Origin of the sequence: Candidatus Aalborgicola defluviihabitans (genome assembly GCF_016705985.1) — a bacterium.
Lineage (GTDB): Bacteria > Pseudomonadota > Gammaproteobacteria > Burkholderiales > Burkholderiaceae_C > Allorhodoferax > Allorhodoferax defluviihabitans.
The window spans coordinates 59,421-75,178 of the sequence record NZ_JADJKN010000005.1; the positions used below are offsets into that span (position 1 = coordinate 59,421).

Here is a 15,758-nt window from a genome sequence, read left to right on the forward strand (position 1 = left end):
TGACAGGAGGGGCATTACAGTGACATTGCTTGCTCCAAGTCAACTTTGAGACGTATCTCTCACATGGACTGCGCCAGCATGTCCCGGTAGTCCTGCGCTGTGGCCAGTCGCGGCCCCGTCTTGTGGCAATGGTCGGCCAGCGCGCCGGCGATGATGGCGTCGAACTGCGATTCCTGTACGCCCATTGTGGCCAGTCCGGTGGGCAGTCCCAGGCGGGCATTCATGGCTTTGATCGCCGGCCCGATGTCATTGGCAGATGCGAGACCCATGGCATACGCCATGCGTTGCAGGCGTTTGTCCTTGACCATGGATTCAGCGTTGGCGTTGAAGGCAATCACGGCAGGCAGAAACATGGCGTTGAGCGTGCCGTGGTGCAAACGCGGGTCCACACCGCCCAAGCTGTGGCTAAGCGAATGCACACAGCCCAGACCCTTTTGGAAAGCCATAGCACCCTGCATGGAGGCACTCATCATGTTCAGACGCGCCTCGCGGTCGCTGCCATTCTGGGTGGCGCGGGCAATGCTGGCCCAACCGCGTTCCAGCCCGTCGAGGGCAATGCCGTCGGCCGGTGGGTTAAAGGCAGGAGCCATGAAGGTTTCCATGCAGTGGGCTATGGCGTCCATGCCGGTGGCGGCGGTCAGCGTGGGCGGCAAGCCCAGAGTCAGTTCGGGGTCGCAGATGGCGGTCTTGGGCACGATGTGCCAGGAGTGAAAGCCCAGCTTGCGGTGGTCATCCACAATAACGATGGCGCCCCGCGCGACCTCACTACCAGTGCCGCTGGTGGTGGGTACCGCAATGAGTGGAGCCACGCGATCAGTGATGCGGGGCGAGCCACCCTCGATCGTGGCGTAGTGGGTTAGCGGTCCTTCGTGGGTGGCGGCAATGGCCACACCCTTGGCACAATCGATGGCCGAGCCTCCGCCCACGGCAATCAGGCCGTCGCACTGGTTGGCGTGGTACACCGCAACAGCGGCGCGCACGGCTGCTTCTGTCGGGTTGGATGGTGTCTGATCAAAAATGGCTACCGGCAAACCGGCCAGGGCGTCCAGTGCCTTTTGCAGCACACCCGCAGCCTTGACGCCAGGGTCCGACACGATCAAAGGGCGGGTGATGCCCACCCGGTCACACTCTTGCTTGAGCAGGCGCACCGCACCGAATTCGAACTGAACCTGTGTCACGTAGTAGATAAATGCCATGGTGTTCTGCGGTGTAGGATTAAAAATTGCACTGTATCAAGAATTGCCGCAACGATGAGTCTCCACCGTAACCCGAAAGCCCTGTTGACGCCAGCTATGCACAGCGTCCTGGAGCGCATGACCCGTGCGGGTCTCATGCCTTTGCACGCGTTGACACCTGAGCAGGCTCGCACGGCCTACAACGCAGGGGCAGGCGTGTTGGAGCTGCCGGTGCGGCCAATGGCTCGTGTGGAAGACTTTCACGTTACCACCCGTGACGGCTATGCGCTGCCTGTGCGGCTGGTGGCACCTAGCAAGGAGGTTTTGCCAGTGCTGGTGTATTTCCATGGCGGGGGTTTCACCATTGGCAACATCGAAACCCACGATGGCCTGTGCCGCCAACTCGCCCACTACGCCCATTGCGCAGTTCTATCAGTGGACTACCGCTTGGCGCCGGAACACAAATTTCCTACGGCGGTTGAGGATGCCTGGGACGCCGTGCAATGGGTTGTGCACCACGGCACCGAGCGTGGGCTCAATGTCTGCCAGATAGCGGTGGGTGGCGACAGTGCAGGGGGAACCCTCTCGGCAGTTTGCGCCATCCTGGCGCGGGACGCGGGCGTGTCAGTGGCACTGCAGCTTCTGTTTTACCCTGGCACTATGGCACGCCAAAACACCGATTCGCACCGCAGGTTTGCTCATGGTTTTGTGCTGGAAGAGGCGCACATCACCTATTTTTTTAATCACTACATCCGCACCCCAGCCGACCGCGACGACTGGCGGTTTGCGCCGCTGGACGGGCATGACGAAACGGGTTATCCGGTTGATCTGTCGGGCGTAGCACCAGCCTGGCTGGGCCTGGCGGAATGTGATCCCCTGGTGGACGAAGGTGTGCAGTACGCCGATCGCCTGCGTATGGCTGGCGTGCCGGTGGATCTGGAAATCTATAAGGGCGTGGTGCACGAATTTATCAAGATGGGCCGCGCAATACCCGAGGCCGCCCTGTGCCACGCCGACGCGGCGCGCGCACTGAAGCACGCATTCAAGGAGACCGAACGATGACAACACCCCAACGATCCAACTTTCGATGCTGGCACCGCTTACGGGTGCGTTGGGCTGAGGTGGACATGCAGAAGATCGTATTCAACGCCCATTACCTGATGTACATCGACACTGCCATGTCCGACTACTGGCGCGCACTGGCATTGCCTTACGAGTTGGCGATGCAGCAGTTGGGTGGGGACGTCTTTGTCAAAAAAGCGGTAATGGAGTATCACGCATCTGCCCGCTACGACGACCAACTAGATGTTGGGCTGCGCTGCGCGCGCATCGGCACATCGTCCATCGTGTTTGAAGCGGCTATTTTTCTGGGCGATAGGTTGGTGGTTTCGGCCGAACTGGTTTATGTGTATGCAGACCCGACGACGCAAACCTCACAACCGGTGCCGTCCGCTTTGCGTGCCATTTTTGAAGGCTTTGAGGCAGGTCAGCCGGTAGCAACCGTTGCCGTCGGCGATTGGGAGTCATTAGGCGACAACGCATCCGCATTGCGCACTGAAGTGTTTGTGCAAGAGCAAGGGATCGCTGCGCACATGGTGTGGGATGACGCGGACGCTGAAGCAGTACATGCCGTAACCCATAACCGACTCCACCAGCCGGTGGCAACGGGGCGCCTGGTACAGCATGCGCCGGGTGTTGCACGCATTGGCCGTATGGCGGTGAGCCGTGGCCTGCGCGGTTCGCAACTAGGGCGGTTGGTGCTGTTGGCCCTCATGGAAACGGCGCGCCAACGGGGCGATGCCGAAGTAATGCTGCACGCACAGTGCAGCGCTGAAGGGTTCTATCGCCGCCTGGGCTTTACCGCGCGTGGGCTGGTGTTTGAAGAGGCAGGGGTGCGGCACATTGAGATGGTGCTACCGCTGATATCAAAAGAGGCGGAGTGATTTGCTAACAAAATGTTCAACGGTATCGCGTGTATTTAGACCTCAGACAGCAGTTCGTAAGGCAAAGGCAACAGTTTCAATGTTGGGCCGTTAGCGGCGCCCAGATGTAGGCTGCCGTTGTCTACTGCGGACAGTTGGGCGGAGATAATTGCATCAAAACCACCTTTGGGGGCTGCTGCGGCCTGGACCACCGTGGCAACGGGTTGATCGGGATCAGTAGCCGAAAAAACTTCGCTTCCGGCAACCATAGCCGTTTCGGCATGCACCACAAAGGCGCGGCGTTTGAGCGTGCCACGAAACTGGCTGCGCGCCACAACTTCCTGACCGGGATAACAACCCTTTTTGAAATTCACCCCGCCAACCGACTCGTAATTGAGCATTTGGGGAACAAAGGCTTCCACCACCGGTGTAGTAATGGTGGCCACCCCGCTGCGGACCTCGCCCCACATCCAGAGATCCAGCGCCAAGGGTATGCCATCAGGCGCTGGGTCAGCTGACGGTGCAATCCAGAGTTGGCGTGGGGTACCTTCTGCTGGGTACAACTGTACCAGGGAGCATGCATCAAAATCGGCCTTAACCCACGCCGGCATTTCGCGAGTAGCTATCGGTTTTGTAGCATTTCCCGCCAGACCGAAGAGTGCGAATTCCTGGGACGCATCGCTCAGCCGCGCCTTGGCGCGTAGCACAAACATCGATAGGCGCTTCAAAGTTGCGCCCAGGATGTCCTTGCTGCATACCAACAGGACGTCACCATTGAGCCTTTTCAACCCGATAAAGCTAGCCTGCATGCGTCCTTTGGCGGTGCAAAAGGCGGCCAGGCGCGCACTGTGCAGGTCCAATAAGGAAAAATCCTGGGTGAGTTGCCCATGGATGAACTTGGCCGCGTCTTCGCCTTCGACCTTGATGATGCCCAGGTGGGTGAGTGCTGCCACTCCGTTCAATATTGTGGTGTTCATGCGGTGAATTATCATTCCTTCCAAGATTTCACAAGGCTGGTAAGGCTGTGCGTTTATTTCTTTATGTCGTTCTGGTCGTGGCCCTGCTGTTGGGGGGGGGCTCCTATGTCTGGGTGAACCAGCCGTTTGCCTTGTCTTCGGCCACCGTGGACCTATCCATTGAGCCAGGCACCAATGGGCGGGACGCTGCTGCTGCGGTGGTGGATGCAGGTGTTCCGGTGAACGCAACACTACTGTACCTCTGGTTTCGACTCTCTGGGCAGTCCCGCCAGATTCGGGCGGGTAGCTATGAACTAGATCGTGAAACCACGGCGCGCAGCCTGTTGCAGAAGTTGGTGCGGGGCGAGGAAGCCTTGCGCAGCGTAACCCTGGTGGAGGGGTGGAATTTCCGCCAGGTGCGTGAAGCCCTGGCGAAAGCCGAGCAACTCAAACCGGATTCCCAACTACTGGCGCCCGAGGCCATCATGAGCCAACTCGGCAAGCCCGGTGTGCCAGCCGAGGGGCACTTTTTTCCAGATACCTACACCTACAGCAAGGGCTCCAGTGATATGGCTGTTCTTAAGCGTGCACTGCACGTCATGGACAAGCGTTTGGCTGCGGCATGGGCGCTACGCACGCCCCAATCACCCATCAAAACGCCGGAAGATGCCTTGATACTGGCCAGCATTGTGGAAAAGGAAACGGGATCACCCAAAGACAGGCCCAGTATTGCGGCAGTATTTTGCAACCGGCTCCAAATCGGCATGCGCTTGCAGACAGACCCCACCGTAATTTACGGGCTGGGTGCGTCGTTTGATGGCGACTTGCGTAAGCGCGATCTGCTAACCGACACCCCTTGGAACACCTATACCCGAGTCGGCCTGCCGCCCACGCCGATTGCCATGCCGGGAAAAGCGTCTTTGCTGGCTGCCGTCCAGCCGGCACCGATCAAGGCCCTGTATTTTGTGGCCCGAGGAAATGGCAGCAGCCAGTTCAGCAATTCGTTGGACGAGCACAATAGGGCTGTCAACAAATACCAGCGCGGACAATAGGCATCAATGACTTCGGCAATGAGCGGGATTTTTATCAGTTTTGAGGGTATCGATGGTGCCGGCAAATCCACCCATGTGGAGCGACTGGCCCAGGCTTTTCTGCAGCAAGGAAAGGTCGTCACTCGGACCCGCGAGCCAGGTGGCACGCCGTTGGCTGAACAATTGCGGCAATTGGTTTTGAATGCGCCTATGGACGCCATGACCGAAGCCCTCCTGGTTTTCGCCGCGCGGCACGACCACCTGCAGCAGGTCATCCTGCCGGCACTCAAACGGAGCGATGTGGTGTTGTGTGACCGCTTTACCGATGCCACCTTTGCCTACCAAGGCGAAGGGCGCGGCTTTGATTGGCAGATTTTGACGGTGCTGGAAAGCTGGGTGCAGGGTAGGGTGGGTGACGGTAGCGGCGCCCGAACCTTGATTCAACCCCACCTGACCATCTGGTTTGACCTGCCCGCCAACATTGCGGCACAGCGGCTAACCGGCGCACGCGTGCCGGACAAATTTGAGTCCCAGCCCGTTGCATTCTTTGAAAAGGTTGCTGCCGGCTACGCCAGACGCCAGATGGCTGATCCGACCCGCTTTGCTCGCATCAATGCCGACCAAACACCCGAAGCCGTTTGGCGCGACGTGGAACTGTCGGTGCGCAACCATGGGTTGCTGCCATGTTGAATGACACCACAGTGCTGGAGGTTGCACCCTGGATACGCAGCCAGGCGCGCCAACTGCTTGCCCAACGTGGTCACGCTTGGCTGGTGCAAGGTCCCTCCGGCCTTGGGCAATACGACCTGGCCATGCAATTAGCGCGGGCTTGGCTCTGTGAGCGGCCCACTGAGGCCGGTGCCTGTGGCGTATGCAGCAGCTGCCATGCGATTGATGTGCGTACGCATGCCGACTTATGCGTGTTGATGCCTGAGTCCATCTTGATGGAGCGTGGCTGGCCATTGGGCGAAAAAGCGCAGGCCGAGATTGACGACAAGAAGCGCAAACCCAGCAAGGAAATCCGGGTGGACGCTATGCGCGAAGCAGTCGAATTTGCGCAGCGCACCAGTGCGCGCGGGCGAGGCAAAGTGGTGTTGGTGTATCCGGCAGAACAGATGAACACGATCACCGCCAACACCCTGCTTAAGACACTGGAAGAACCACCGGGCGATGTGAAATTTGTGCTGGCCAGTGAATCAGCGCACCAGTTGTTGCCCACCATTCGTAGCCGCTGTTTGGGTCATTCCATGCTCTGGCCAGACCGACAGGCCAGTTTGGATTGGTTGAAAACCAAAGGTTGTGATTCTGAGCAAACGCAGCTATTACTGCAGGCCATGGGCGGGCGCCCTGATGACGCTTTGGCATTCAATGGTTCGGGTCGTGACCCCAGTGTGTGGCGCGCATTGCCCAGTGCGGTAGGCGAAGGCAACCTGGGGTTTTTTAAGGATTGGACGATTCCACAGACTGTGGATGCTCTTCACAAGCTGTGCCACGACATGATTGTTAGCAGGGTAGGAGCACAGCCTCGCTTTTTTGAAGCCCCATTACCCAAATCGATGGCGTCTATTAGTACATTGACTGAGTGGAATCGGGCATTGTCCCGTACCATCCGCACCATGGAACATCCATTTAACGTCGGTCTCATGCAAGAAGCACTTGTGGGCCAGGCCAAAACGGTTCTAAACTCAGACCATTGAGCACGAAACATGTCCACCACGCCCACCGCATCCCCAACCCGGCCTAGCGTCATCCAGCTATCCATCAAGGAAAAGGCTGCGCTGTACGCTGCCTATATCCCTATTTTTACTGAGGGAGGCGTGTTTATTCCAACCGCGCGTGAATATGCGTTGGGAGACGACGTGTATGTTCTGTTATCCCTGCCAGAGGACATGCAACGATATCCGGTTGCTGGCAAGGTCGCCTGGATTACGCCCGCCAAGGCGGCTGGTGGGCGCACGCAGGGTGTGGGCATTGTTTTTCCCAAAGATGAGAAATCCCGCGCGCTCAAGCTCAAAATTGAAGAAATCCTCGGTGCCCACATGGCGTCTGAGCGGCCGACGCAAACCATCTGAGTATTGCCGGTGTCTGCGCGGTCACTGCGCCGACGACGGGCGCAAACCATGTTTACCGATTCCCATTGCCATCTAACCTTTCCGGACCTGATCGCTTCGCTACCACAGATTCGCCAGGCCATGGCCGATGCCCATGTGGACGGCGCCTTGTGTATTTGTACGACATTAGAAGAGTTTCCGCAGGTCCATCAACTGGCACTGCAGTACGATAATTTTTGGGCTAGCGTGGGGGTGCATCCTGACAATGAAGGTGTCACCGAACCAACTGTAGACGCATTGGTTCAGCTGGGCAGCCTGCCGCGGGTGGTTGCAATCGGTGAAACGGGACTGGATTACTACCGGTTAGGCGAACGCTCCCTCGCGGACATGCATTGGCAGCGCGAGCGTTTTCGTACCCATATTCTGGCTGCCCAAGCTTTGAAAAACCCCTTGTAATTCATACCCGCAGTGCATCCGACGACACTTTGGGCATTTTGAGGGAAGGGGCGAAACAGGCTCAGACGGTTCAGTAGGTGGTGTCTTTCACTGTTTTACCGAAAGCAAGGAAGTAGCCCGCCAGGCCTTGGACATGGGTTTCTATATTTCATTTTCAGGAATCCTGACCTTCAAGACAGCACAGGACCTACGTGATGTAGCCACCTGGGTGCCCATGGATCGTCTATTGATAGAAACTGACAGCCCCTATCTGGCGCCCGTGCCCTTTCGAGGTAAAACCAATACGCCGGCCTTTGTGCCTTATGTAGCGCAACAGCTTGCGGCTCTGCGCAATTGCAGCATCGAAACCATTGGGGAGACCACGAGCCGCAATTTTAATCAGCTATTTCGTGGTGTTTATTCATGAGAAATAGGATTAAATATATTGTTTATCTAATTGTTTTAATTGGATTTTCTCTATCTCATGCTGGTTCATACGAGGATTTTTTTACTGCTATTCAGCATGATGATGCCGATGCCGTACAGACGCTGTTGGCCCGTGGCTTTGATCCGAACACCGTCAGCCCCAAGGGTGATTACCCCTTGATTCTGGCAGTACGTCAGTCGTCTTTTAAGGTAATCGATACGCTGCTGCACAATCACGCAACAAAGGCTGAGGTAAGAACAATCAGCGACGAAAGCCCCCTGATGTTGGCGGCTTTAAAAGGCTACCTGGCCGTTTGCGAAACCCTAATTGCACACGATGCCGACGTCAACAAACCCGGCTGGGCTCCGCTGCATTACGCCGCCACTGGTGGTCATCTGGATGTGATGCAATTGTTGTTGGAGAAAAATGCCTACATCGACGCTGCTTCACCCAATGGCAGTACACCTTTAATGATGGCAGCTATGTATGGCACAACGGATGCAGTCAAGCTATTGCTGGAATCAGGAGCAGATCCAAGCCTTAAAAATGCGCAGAGGCTGACTGCCATTGACTTCGCTCGCCAGGTACAAAACGACAACGCCGTAGCTCTGATTGCGGCAGCAATCAGAGCGCGCTCGCCTAAGGGAAGTTGGTAGGTCCTGGAAACGTTCGCTAATCAGGGCGCGGTGTTGGAGCTATTTGTGCACCGCATACTTTGTAGCCATGCGTTAGTTGTACTTCATACGATGTATATTATGTTAAGTAATTTATAAAAATGAGCACCCAATCTATTTCATAAACATTGCCCTAGCCTATAGGATAGAAAACGAGACGGTCGGAACGCTTGCGTCAGCAAAGGACGCACCCAACGCTAATTCACCTTTTCCGTGCAGTACGCACTCTTCTCGGCGCAGTAGGACATCTGAACCGGTCGTACCCTGAAAACGGATCCAGCTTCCATAACTACTGGCATCTACAAACACCACGCTACCATTTCGCCACTCTAGTCGGGCATGAATACGCGACACACGAGGGTCGTTGACCACAAAGTCTGCATCACGTACGCGCCCCAACTGAATAGGTAGCTCAAACGACTTGAATCGTTTGATATTTCCCATCCATACCAGTTCCACCTCGCGACCTAGAGAATCCCGTTCATCGGAGGCATGGGCAGGGCCCAGTTCACCTTGCATAGTCATGAAATCGGAGGCTAGATCCTCGTGCCATTCGATTTGGTAGACGGTACACGGCTCGGCTCGACCCCGAATGTTGATCGGGCCCAACACCCGCAGTGTCGTTCCAGTACTTTCGTCAACCGTGTTCACTGCGGCTGCGTTGGCCCAAATTTGGTATGGGCCGCAAAGGTCACACAATCGGGCCGCCACGTTGACAGCGTCCCCATAGCAATCGCCGGCTACGATCTCGACTTCCCCGCTGGCGACACCAATGCGCATGGGCATACGCAGATTGGCCGGAACACGCATGATGCGGTTGGAATGATCGCGTTGAATTGCCACGACGGCATCCACAGCACTTTGCGAGTCTGGAAACATGACCAAAACACCGTCTCCCAGGGTCTTAACCAAGCGCCCGCCCGCCTGAACGCATTGCTGTCCAACCCATGTCGTTATTTGGGTGACTGTCTCCGTTGCCAGAGCATTGCCTAAAGCCTCAAACACCGCTGTGCTGCCATGCAAATCTGTAAATACAACGGTGGTTTGAACGCCCATTCCCGATAGTTCCGATTCATGTCCAAGCTAGGAGTTTAGGGCATTGATAGGGTCTTGAGAACCTAGCATCCATCGAATTGCACGGTAGTTTGAAACACTCCAACCCCATAACAAGGCTGTACCTCGTTTACACGTATTACATAACGTTACTGACGTAAGTACATGAAACTACGTTGGTTTTGGCGCAATATTAGCACTTACACCTATTGGCTTTTTCAGCTACTATTTGTTAACCTTCAACTACTTCATTGCACACACAAAAAATGAGTTGGATTCCGTCTACCCTGGTAACAGGCTTGCAAAATCTCTTCACTGGCTTTGATAACGCGCAGGTCGCCCGCGCGGAAACCGCGCTGGAAGACATCCGCGAAGCCATGCTGAATGGATTGGGCGTTTCCAGTGAAGTTACTGCATCCAAATTGGAACTACGTATCACGTACGCGGCTGATCTTCAGGATCTGTGGTACCTGCGGGGCGACATGATGGCCGCCATCGCCGGTGTGGATGGCGAGGCGTTGGCGCGACAAAAAGTAGATCAGATCAGCGACATGTTCAAGGGGCTCTTGCCGCGGGCGCTCACCTCGCGCCCTAGCTCACTAGGCGACTGACCTTTCAGTCAATGAAAGGGGTTGTGACCCCAGAACAACAGGGCATCACGTCCCTCAGTCACTAAGTCAGCCTTAGAGCCTACCGGGAGCAATATTTTTGTGGCGACATGCCCATATGGCAAATTGGTCAGAATGGGCGTCTTGATCTGGGTGCGCAACCACTGGATCACAGTTTGTAACTTGAATCCCTTGTCGTGGGGTGTTAACTTGAATTCCGTGAATTGCCCTAGCACGATGGCTTTTTGCCGGGCCAGTACACCGGCATGCAATAGCTGAGTCAAAAGTCGCTCGATGCGGTAAGGGTGTTCGCCCACGTCTTCCAAAAACAGAATGCCGCCCTTGATTTGAGGGAAGTAATCCGTGCCAAGCAGTGAAGCGACCATCGTGAGATTGCCGCCCCAGATAGTGGCGTTGTTGACACGCACCGTATCGGACAAATTGACTTCGCGATGCTGGCGCCAGCCGCTCCCCTCCCCCTGCCCTAACAACATATCATTGAAGCAATCTTCCATAATGTCGTCGGGAACGCGATGCTCATCCGTTGCGCCGGACGTATCAGTCGGACCTCCTACGCCAAAACCTTCGCATAGCGCTGGTCCCGCCCACGTAACACTACCGGTCCTTTGCAAGAGTGCCATCTGCAATGCGGTGAAGTCACTGATACCAACAAAGCTGGTGCCGCCCTCAATAGCCTTGGCCAATGCCTTGTAGCGAATGCCACCCAGAATACGGGTCAGGCCGTACCCGCCGCGGGCAATCAATGCTACGTCGGCGCCACTGGCCGCAGCGCGATGGATAGCGGCCAACCGGGTGCAGTCATCTCCCGCGAATCGCATATGGCTGGTCAACGCATCAGTGTCAATTTCTACTTCATGGCCGAGTGACTGAAGATAGCGAACCCCTCGTCTAAATGCCGCTTTGTCGCGAACCGCCCCTGATGGGGAATAGATATAGATGTGTTTTTTCACCCGGGCATTATCCGCCACGGTTGCTCAGACTGCCTGGGTGCGGTTCTCAATCCATTCGACCAACTGTTGTGACGCCATAGGTTTGGCATATAGATAGCCTTGCCCTTCGTGGCATCCCATACTCAGCAGGGTTTGGGCCTGACTCTCTTCCTCAATTCCTTCGGCAATCACGGCCAGATTGAGTTTGCGGCCCAATTCAATCACCATGGACGCTATGTGCCCGCCCGGCACCGCGTTTTTCAGTTCACTGACAAAGGCACGATCAATTTTTAGTCGATCAATGGGAAGCTGGCGCAGGTGGCTAAGTGATGAATAACCGGTGCCAAAATCGTCAATGGCGACGGAAATTTCCATCTTGCGAACCTTATGCAGAGTTTCCAACATGAAATCCGGGTCCTCCATGGCAACTGATTCGGTAATTTCCAGCTCCAGGCATTTTGGATTGATACCCGTATCGATAACAGCAGAACGCAATTTTTCCAAAAACGCAGGGTGACGAAACTGGATTTGCGACACATTGACTGACATGCGCAAATTCGGCAAACCCAAGGCTTGCAGGCCAACCAGCTCATGGCAAGCGACCCGCAACACCCAATCCCCAATAGCGACGATCATGCCTGAGGCTTCAGACAACGGTATAAAACGGTCAGGGGACACAAATGTGCCATCCTCATTGCGCCAGCGGATCAATGCTTCCACTCCCAGCAGTTGGCCGTTGATCAGGTTAACCTGCGGCTGATACACCACGAAGAGACGTTCACTTTCTACCGCATGACGCAGCGCCTGTAACAATCGCACACGTTCGCGAATGTCGGCGCCCATTTCGGCGGAAAACATAACAAAGCTACCCCTGCGGCTTTTCTTTGCGAGTTTGAGTGCAATGTTGGCGTCTTTCAACGCGTCCCGCCCGGCAATGCCGATACCCAAAAACTGGGTTAACCCCATGGTCGCGGTGACCACCATAGAGTCTTCATTCACTTTGAAGGGTGAACGGAACATACCCAGAACAGTCATCGGATCCACGGCTGTGTTGGATCCCATCAGGCCAAAGGTGTCCCCTCCCAAGCGGGCCAGCACGACGTCTGGACCCAACTCCAACTTGAGCCGTTCTGCTACGGCCTGCAACAGGCGGTCGCCTTGCTGATGACCCAGTGCGTCGTTGATTTCAGAAAAATCGTCAATGTCCAGAATACCAATGACATCTGACGGGTATTGGCCCGAGGCCAGTCTTTCGTCGCTGAGATCAATAAATTTGTTGCGGTTGGGTAAGTTGCACAGTCGGTCATAAAACGCCAATTGATCGAGCTTACAGATCTGTTCGTAGGCCCGAACGGCTGCCGTTACCGCCGCGTACAACTTGGTGCGAGTCAGCTCGGACTTGGTTTTGTAATCGTTGATATCGAAATCATGGATGGTTTCGATTTCCGGTGCATAGCCTGGTTGACCTGTTCGCAGGATGATGCGCAACTCAGTCAATCGAAGGTCTTGCCGAATGGTTTTGACAAGGGCCAGGCCGGCATCCTCACGTTCCATGACGACGTCCAACAGAACTACGGCTACGTCTTGCTCGGTTCGCAATTGTTGGGTGGCCTCGGCGGCCGAATAGGCGTGCAGGAATTGGAGTGGGCGACCCAGTATCTTGACGCCGGCAAGGGCAAACGTGGTTGCGCGGTGGACGTCGGGCTCGTCGTCAATGATCATCAAGCGCCAGACCAATCCTGCAGAGACGCTTGCATCGCACTCGTCATCCAGGAAATGCAGCGTATCAGTATCGGTATGCATTCAAACTACAAGTCATTGTCTTTACAAACATTGTGCACCACCAAAATGGAAAATGTTTACAAATCACCAAAACATTAAAAACCAATTCACAGTGTCTACGACAGTCCCTAGGGATAACCCTTTAGGTCGATGGAGCGGGCACTTAAAAATACGCAGTAGCAGCAAGGGCAACGGACTCACCCTGCTCCTGTACAAAATGTCCAGCATGCTGAAGGTAAATGGGCTCTGAACACCCTGCAAATCGTGTGGCGCAGTGTCTCCATAACCGACGACCCCAAAACCGGATCTTGCATACCTATTGCCATGAGGGTTTTGCCCTGCCATTGGGTTTGCCAAAAGGTACGTGCCTGTCGGGAAATTGCCGCACCGTCCGAGTCAATTTGCTCAGGCACCATGGCTGGAAATACCCGGGTTGCGGCTCTGTAGCCGCTGTCTGGAAACGGCGCGGCGTAGGCTGCGCACTGCTGCGCGCTCAGGTGCGGGTTGCCCCTGGCAAACAGGCGTGCGATGTCGAAATTGGGGCTCTTGGTGCACATGTCGCGCCACGCTAGAAAGCCAGGAGACAAGGCCACATCACCTGTACCCAGGGTAGTGTTCATGACGAGTAAACCGGTATAACGTTCGGGCTCTGCCATGGGCAAGGTTAGTCCCAGCAAACCACCCCAGTCCTGCACCACCAAAACCATCCGACGCAGGTCCAGGGCCTGAATCAGTTCAAGCAACGTCTGTCGGTGGAAGCTGAAGCTGTGCGCGGCGTCCTTCTTGGGCTTGTCACTTCTCCCAAAGCCAATGAGATCGGGGGCAACCACGCGGCAACCGGCTTGCAGGAAGACCGGAATCATCCTGCGGTAAAGGTAGCTCCAGGCGGGGTTACCGTGCAGGCACAGATAAGTGTGCGAAGCATCCTGTGGCCCCTCATCCAGGTAGTGCATGCGCAAACCTGCCAACGTCGGTAAGTTACTGACATAGTGTGGCTGCCAAGGGTAGTCAGGCAAATCACTAAATCGACTTTCGGGCGTGCGCAAGGCGTCGTCCCGCAGCGGGTGTTGTGCCTGCTTCTGTTGCGCTTGTTGCAATCGTCTGTTCTGAAAAAATGCCTGTAACAAGGCTGCGCATTCGTGCGCCAGCACTCCACCCTGCACTTGGGTCTGGTGATTGAGTCGGGGTTCTGCAAAGAGGTTTATGACAGATCCAGCCACTCCCGTCTTGGGGTCTGTCGCACCAAAAACCACGCGGTCGAGACGTGCATGCAGAATGGCACCACTGCACATGGCGCACGGTTCCAGCGTGACGTACAGCGTGCAGCCGTCCAAACGGTAGTTGCCCAACGCCCGCGCGGCGGCCCGTAGCGCCTGCATTTCGGCGTGCGCCGTGGGATCGTTCCCGCCAATGGGTGCATTGCATCCGGTGGCGATGATCTGGCCATCCTTCACCACCACTGCCCCGACAGGGATCTCGCCTTGCGATGCGGCTGCGTGGGCCTGCTCTAACGCACGCTGCATGAAAAAATCGTCGTTCATAGTGCTATCGAAACAATAGCTTATTACGTATATTCCACGAGGGCTAGAGCACGATTTTATGTAGAGTTATTTGTCTTCAGGCATCGGTCGGGCCTGCTGCATGGTGCTTTCCACCGATTGCTTGATCTGATTCTGGATTTGCTGGCTTTGTTGCTGGGGCGTTGCTCCGGCCGGGGCACTTGCCAAGCCGGCTGGAACGGCGGTGGTCAGTGCACTCATCTGTTTTTTGACCAATACAGAAACAATGGCCAGTGCGATCAGCAGGCCCACTACTCCAAAAACAGCGCGCATGTCAGTTCTCCGGTTGGTTATATGCGGGTATGGTGGCAGGGCTGGTTCTATCGCGGATAGCGATCGACACCAGTCCGGCAACGAGCAATGGTGACAGCATGGCATGCACAAAGCCCACGGCAACGGGGCGGCCATGTACCCATAGGGCCACCATGCCCAGCATGATCTGGAGTGACAGTATTGCGGTCATAGCGGCGACCAACGTGTGCAGAGGTGCATGTTTGCGACGGTCCCAAAGTATGGAGCCCAACAGCAAAGTGGTCAGCAAGGCTGATCCAGTGTGGACAAAGACGACCCAATGGATGCCACGCATTTCCAGACCACTGGCAGTGGCGCCCAGTGCGACGTGCACCGCCAAAATGACCAAGGTGACTCGAAGCAAGCGATGGGGTTCGGTTGGATAGGGCGTGGCGCCACTCGACAAAGCTTCACGCAGCCACCAGCAAGCACCGAGCAGCACAGTGCCGCCGACTACGTTGGTGACAGTTACCAAGGTATAGCGGTAGCCGGGAGTCAACGGACCGATGACAGCAAGCACTACAGTAACAAGCACCAGCCAGACAACGGGCTTAACCGTTTGGGGCGCCACACGGCGTTGCATCCAGCACAAAACAGTCGCCAATAACGCCAGAAGTCCCACGCCTGACGCTGTTAACCGATGCACCATGCGCACGGCATTTTCCGTTGCGGTGGGTAGTGTAGAGTGCACCGTACCGTCATCGGTCATGTGGGTCGTAAGCCGCAGCAAGATGCTGGCGCCCAAAATGACCAAGGCCAATAGCGCGCCCAGGGAGCCCACAGCCTGTTGAAGTCGCAGGGATAAAATCTTGTCGCGTGGTTCGGTCAGGGCTTGGGACATGGC

General features: G+C 56.0%; 15 protein-coding genes and 2 pseudogenes. 9 read left to right on the forward strand and 8 right to left on the reverse strand.

The annotated features are described in order from the left end of the window. Nucleotides 1–59: 59 nt before the first annotated feature. Nucleotides 60–1,196 (reverse strand): iron-containing alcohol dehydrogenase, encoded by a 1,137-nt coding sequence (locus tag IPI80_RS05120; protein ID WP_413857837.1) that lies wholly within the window; start codon nt 1,194–1,196, stop codon nt 60–62. Nucleotides 1,197–1,250: 54 nt separating this feature from the next. Between IPI80_RS05120 and IPI80_RS05125 the strand changes: the two genes are divergently transcribed. Both IPI80_RS05125 and IPI80_RS05130 read left to right on the forward strand, forming a co-directional pair. Next, nucleotides 1,251–2,237: an alpha/beta hydrolase gene (locus IPI80_RS05125; protein WP_413857839.1), complete on the forward strand. Its 987-nt coding sequence runs from the start codon at nt 1,251–1,253 to the stop codon at nt 2,235–2,237. Continuing rightward, entirely contained in the window at nt 2,234–3,118 is an 885-nt protein-coding gene (locus tag IPI80_RS05130; protein WP_413857841.1) for a YbgC/FadM family acyl-CoA thioesterase, read from the forward strand. The genes IPI80_RS05125 and IPI80_RS05130 overlap by 4 nt, the downstream gene beginning before the upstream one ends. A 35-nt stretch (nt 3,119–3,153) precedes the next feature. Here IPI80_RS05130 and IPI80_RS05135 read toward each other — a convergent pair whose 3' ends face one another. After that, nucleotides 3,154–4,074, reverse strand: coding sequence for a YgfZ/GcvT domain-containing protein (locus IPI80_RS05135; protein ID WP_413857843.1), 921 nt, complete (start codon nt 4,072–4,074; stop codon nt 3,154–3,156). Between the two features lie 47 nt (nt 4,075–4,121). Between IPI80_RS05135 and mltG the strand changes: the two genes are divergently transcribed. The 6 genes and pseudogenes from mltG to IPI80_RS05165 all read left to right on the forward strand — a co-directional run bounded on the left by mltG (nt 4,122) and on the right by IPI80_RS05165 (nt 8,653). Then, a complete protein-coding gene (gene mltG, locus IPI80_RS05140) occupies nt 4,122–5,105 on the forward strand; it encodes an endolytic transglycosylase MltG (RefSeq protein ID WP_413857845.1) in 984 nt (327 codons plus the stop codon). A gap of 18 nt (nt 5,106–5,123) precedes the next feature. After that, nucleotides 5,124–5,774, forward strand: a complete 651-nt coding sequence (tmk, locus tag IPI80_RS05145; RefSeq protein ID WP_413857847.1) for a dTMP kinase — start codon at nt 5,124–5,126, stop codon at nt 5,772–5,774. Continuing rightward, nucleotides 5,768–6,781: a DNA polymerase III subunit delta' gene (locus IPI80_RS05150; protein WP_413857849.1), complete on the forward strand. Its 1,014-nt coding sequence runs from the start codon at nt 5,768–5,770 to the stop codon at nt 6,779–6,781. The genes tmk and IPI80_RS05150 overlap by 7 nt, the downstream gene beginning before the upstream one ends. A 9-nt stretch (nt 6,782–6,790) precedes the next feature. Beyond that, on the forward strand, nt 6,791–7,156 hold the full coding sequence (locus tag IPI80_RS05155; RefSeq protein WP_413857851.1) for a PilZ domain-containing protein: 366 nt from the start codon (nt 6,791–6,793) through the stop codon (nt 7,154–7,156). A gap of 48 nt (nt 7,157–7,204) precedes the next feature. Then, nucleotides 7,205–7,997, forward strand: a pseudogene (locus IPI80_RS05160) (TatD family hydrolase). Next, entirely contained in the window at nt 7,994–8,653 is a 660-nt protein-coding gene (locus tag IPI80_RS05165) for an ankyrin repeat domain-containing protein (RefSeq protein WP_413857853.1), read from the forward strand. Before IPI80_RS05160 ends, IPI80_RS05165 begins: the two are co-directional and overlap by 4 nt. Nucleotides 8,654–8,809: 156 nt before the next feature. Here IPI80_RS05165 and IPI80_RS05170 read toward each other — a convergent pair whose 3' ends face one another. Then, the gene (locus IPI80_RS05170) at nt 8,810–9,727 is read right to left on the reverse strand and encodes an adenylate/guanylate cyclase domain-containing protein (RefSeq protein WP_413857855.1); all 918 of its coding nucleotides are present in this window, start codon (nt 9,725–9,727) and stop codon (nt 8,810–8,812) included. 263 nt (nt 9,728–9,990) lie between these two features. On the opposite strand from IPI80_RS05170, the gene IPI80_RS05175 reads away from it, so the two are divergent. Beyond that, a complete protein-coding gene (locus IPI80_RS05175) occupies nt 9,991–10,335 on the forward strand; it encodes a hypothetical protein (protein ID WP_413857857.1) in 345 nt (114 codons plus the stop codon). A gap of 8 nt (nt 10,336–10,343) precedes the next feature. Here the strand turns inward: IPI80_RS05175 and IPI80_RS05180 are convergent, their stop codons facing one another. The 5 genes and pseudogenes from IPI80_RS05180 to IPI80_RS05200 form a co-directional block, all read right to left on the reverse strand. Beyond that, nucleotides 10,344–11,303, reverse strand: coding sequence for an LD-carboxypeptidase (locus IPI80_RS05180; protein WP_413857859.1), 960 nt, complete (start codon nt 11,301–11,303; stop codon nt 10,344–10,346). 24 nt (nt 11,304–11,327) lie between these two features. Further along, nucleotides 11,328–13,085, reverse strand: a complete 1,758-nt coding sequence (locus IPI80_RS05185) for a putative bifunctional diguanylate cyclase/phosphodiesterase (RefSeq protein ID WP_413857861.1) — start codon at nt 13,083–13,085, stop codon at nt 11,328–11,330. Between the two features lie 142 nt (nt 13,086–13,227). Next, nucleotides 13,228–14,605, reverse strand: a pseudogene (tadA, locus tag IPI80_RS05190) (tRNA adenosine(34) deaminase TadA). A 66-nt stretch (nt 14,606–14,671) separates the two neighbouring features. After that, nucleotides 14,672–14,896, reverse strand: coding sequence for a hypothetical protein (locus IPI80_RS05195; protein WP_413857863.1), 225 nt, complete (start codon nt 14,894–14,896; stop codon nt 14,672–14,674). Nucleotide 14,897: 1 nt separating this feature from the next. Further along, on the reverse strand, nt 14,898–15,755 hold the full coding sequence (locus IPI80_RS05200) for a hypothetical protein (protein WP_413857865.1): 858 nt from the start codon (nt 15,753–15,755) through the stop codon (nt 14,898–14,900). Nucleotides 15,756–15,758 lie beyond the last annotated feature (3 nt).

Bases quoted from the DNA above. Each gene is read 5' to 3' on its own strand.
- IPI80_RS05165 (WP_413857853.1), top strand. From the start codon at position 7,994: ATGAGAAATAGGATTAAATATATTGTTTATCTAATTGTTTTAATTGGA.
- IPI80_RS05175 (WP_413857857.1), top strand. From the start codon at position 9,991: ATGAGTTGGATTCCGTCTACCCTGGTAACAGGCTTGCAAAATCTCTTC.
- IPI80_RS05170 (WP_413857855.1), bottom strand. From the start codon at position 9,727: ATGGGCGTTCAAACCACCGTTGTATTTACAGATTTGCATGGCAGCACA.
- tmk (WP_413857847.1), top strand. From the start codon at position 5,124: ATGAGCGGGATTTTTATCAGTTTTGAGGGTATCGATGGTGCCGGCAAA.
- IPI80_RS05150 (WP_413857849.1), top strand. From the start codon at position 5,768: ATGTTGAATGACACCACAGTGCTGGAGGTTGCACCCTGGATACGCAGC.
- IPI80_RS05195 (WP_413857863.1), bottom strand. From the start codon at position 14,896: ATGCGCGCTGTTTTTGGAGTAGTGGGCCTGCTGATCGCACTGGCCATT.
- IPI80_RS05130 (WP_413857841.1), top strand. From the start codon at position 2,234: ATGACAACACCCCAACGATCCAACTTTCGATGCTGGCACCGCTTACGG.
- IPI80_RS05120 (WP_413857837.1), bottom strand. From the start codon at position 1,196: ATGGCATTTATCTACTACGTGACACAGGTTCAGTTCGAATTCGGTGCG.
- IPI80_RS05125 (WP_413857839.1), top strand. From the start codon at position 1,251: ATGAGTCTCCACCGTAACCCGAAAGCCCTGTTGACGCCAGCTATGCAC.
- IPI80_RS05185 (WP_413857861.1), bottom strand. From the start codon at position 13,085: ATGCATACCGATACTGATACGCTGCATTTCCTGGATGACGAGTGCGAT.
- IPI80_RS05155 (WP_413857851.1), top strand. From the start codon at position 6,791: ATGTCCACCACGCCCACCGCATCCCCAACCCGGCCTAGCGTCATCCAG.
- IPI80_RS05200 (WP_413857865.1), bottom strand. From the start codon at position 15,755: ATGTCCCAAGCCCTGACCGAACCACGCGACAAGATTTTATCCCTGCGA.
- IPI80_RS05135 (WP_413857843.1), bottom strand. From the start codon at position 4,074: ATGAACACCACAATATTGAACGGAGTGGCAGCACTCACCCACCTGGGC.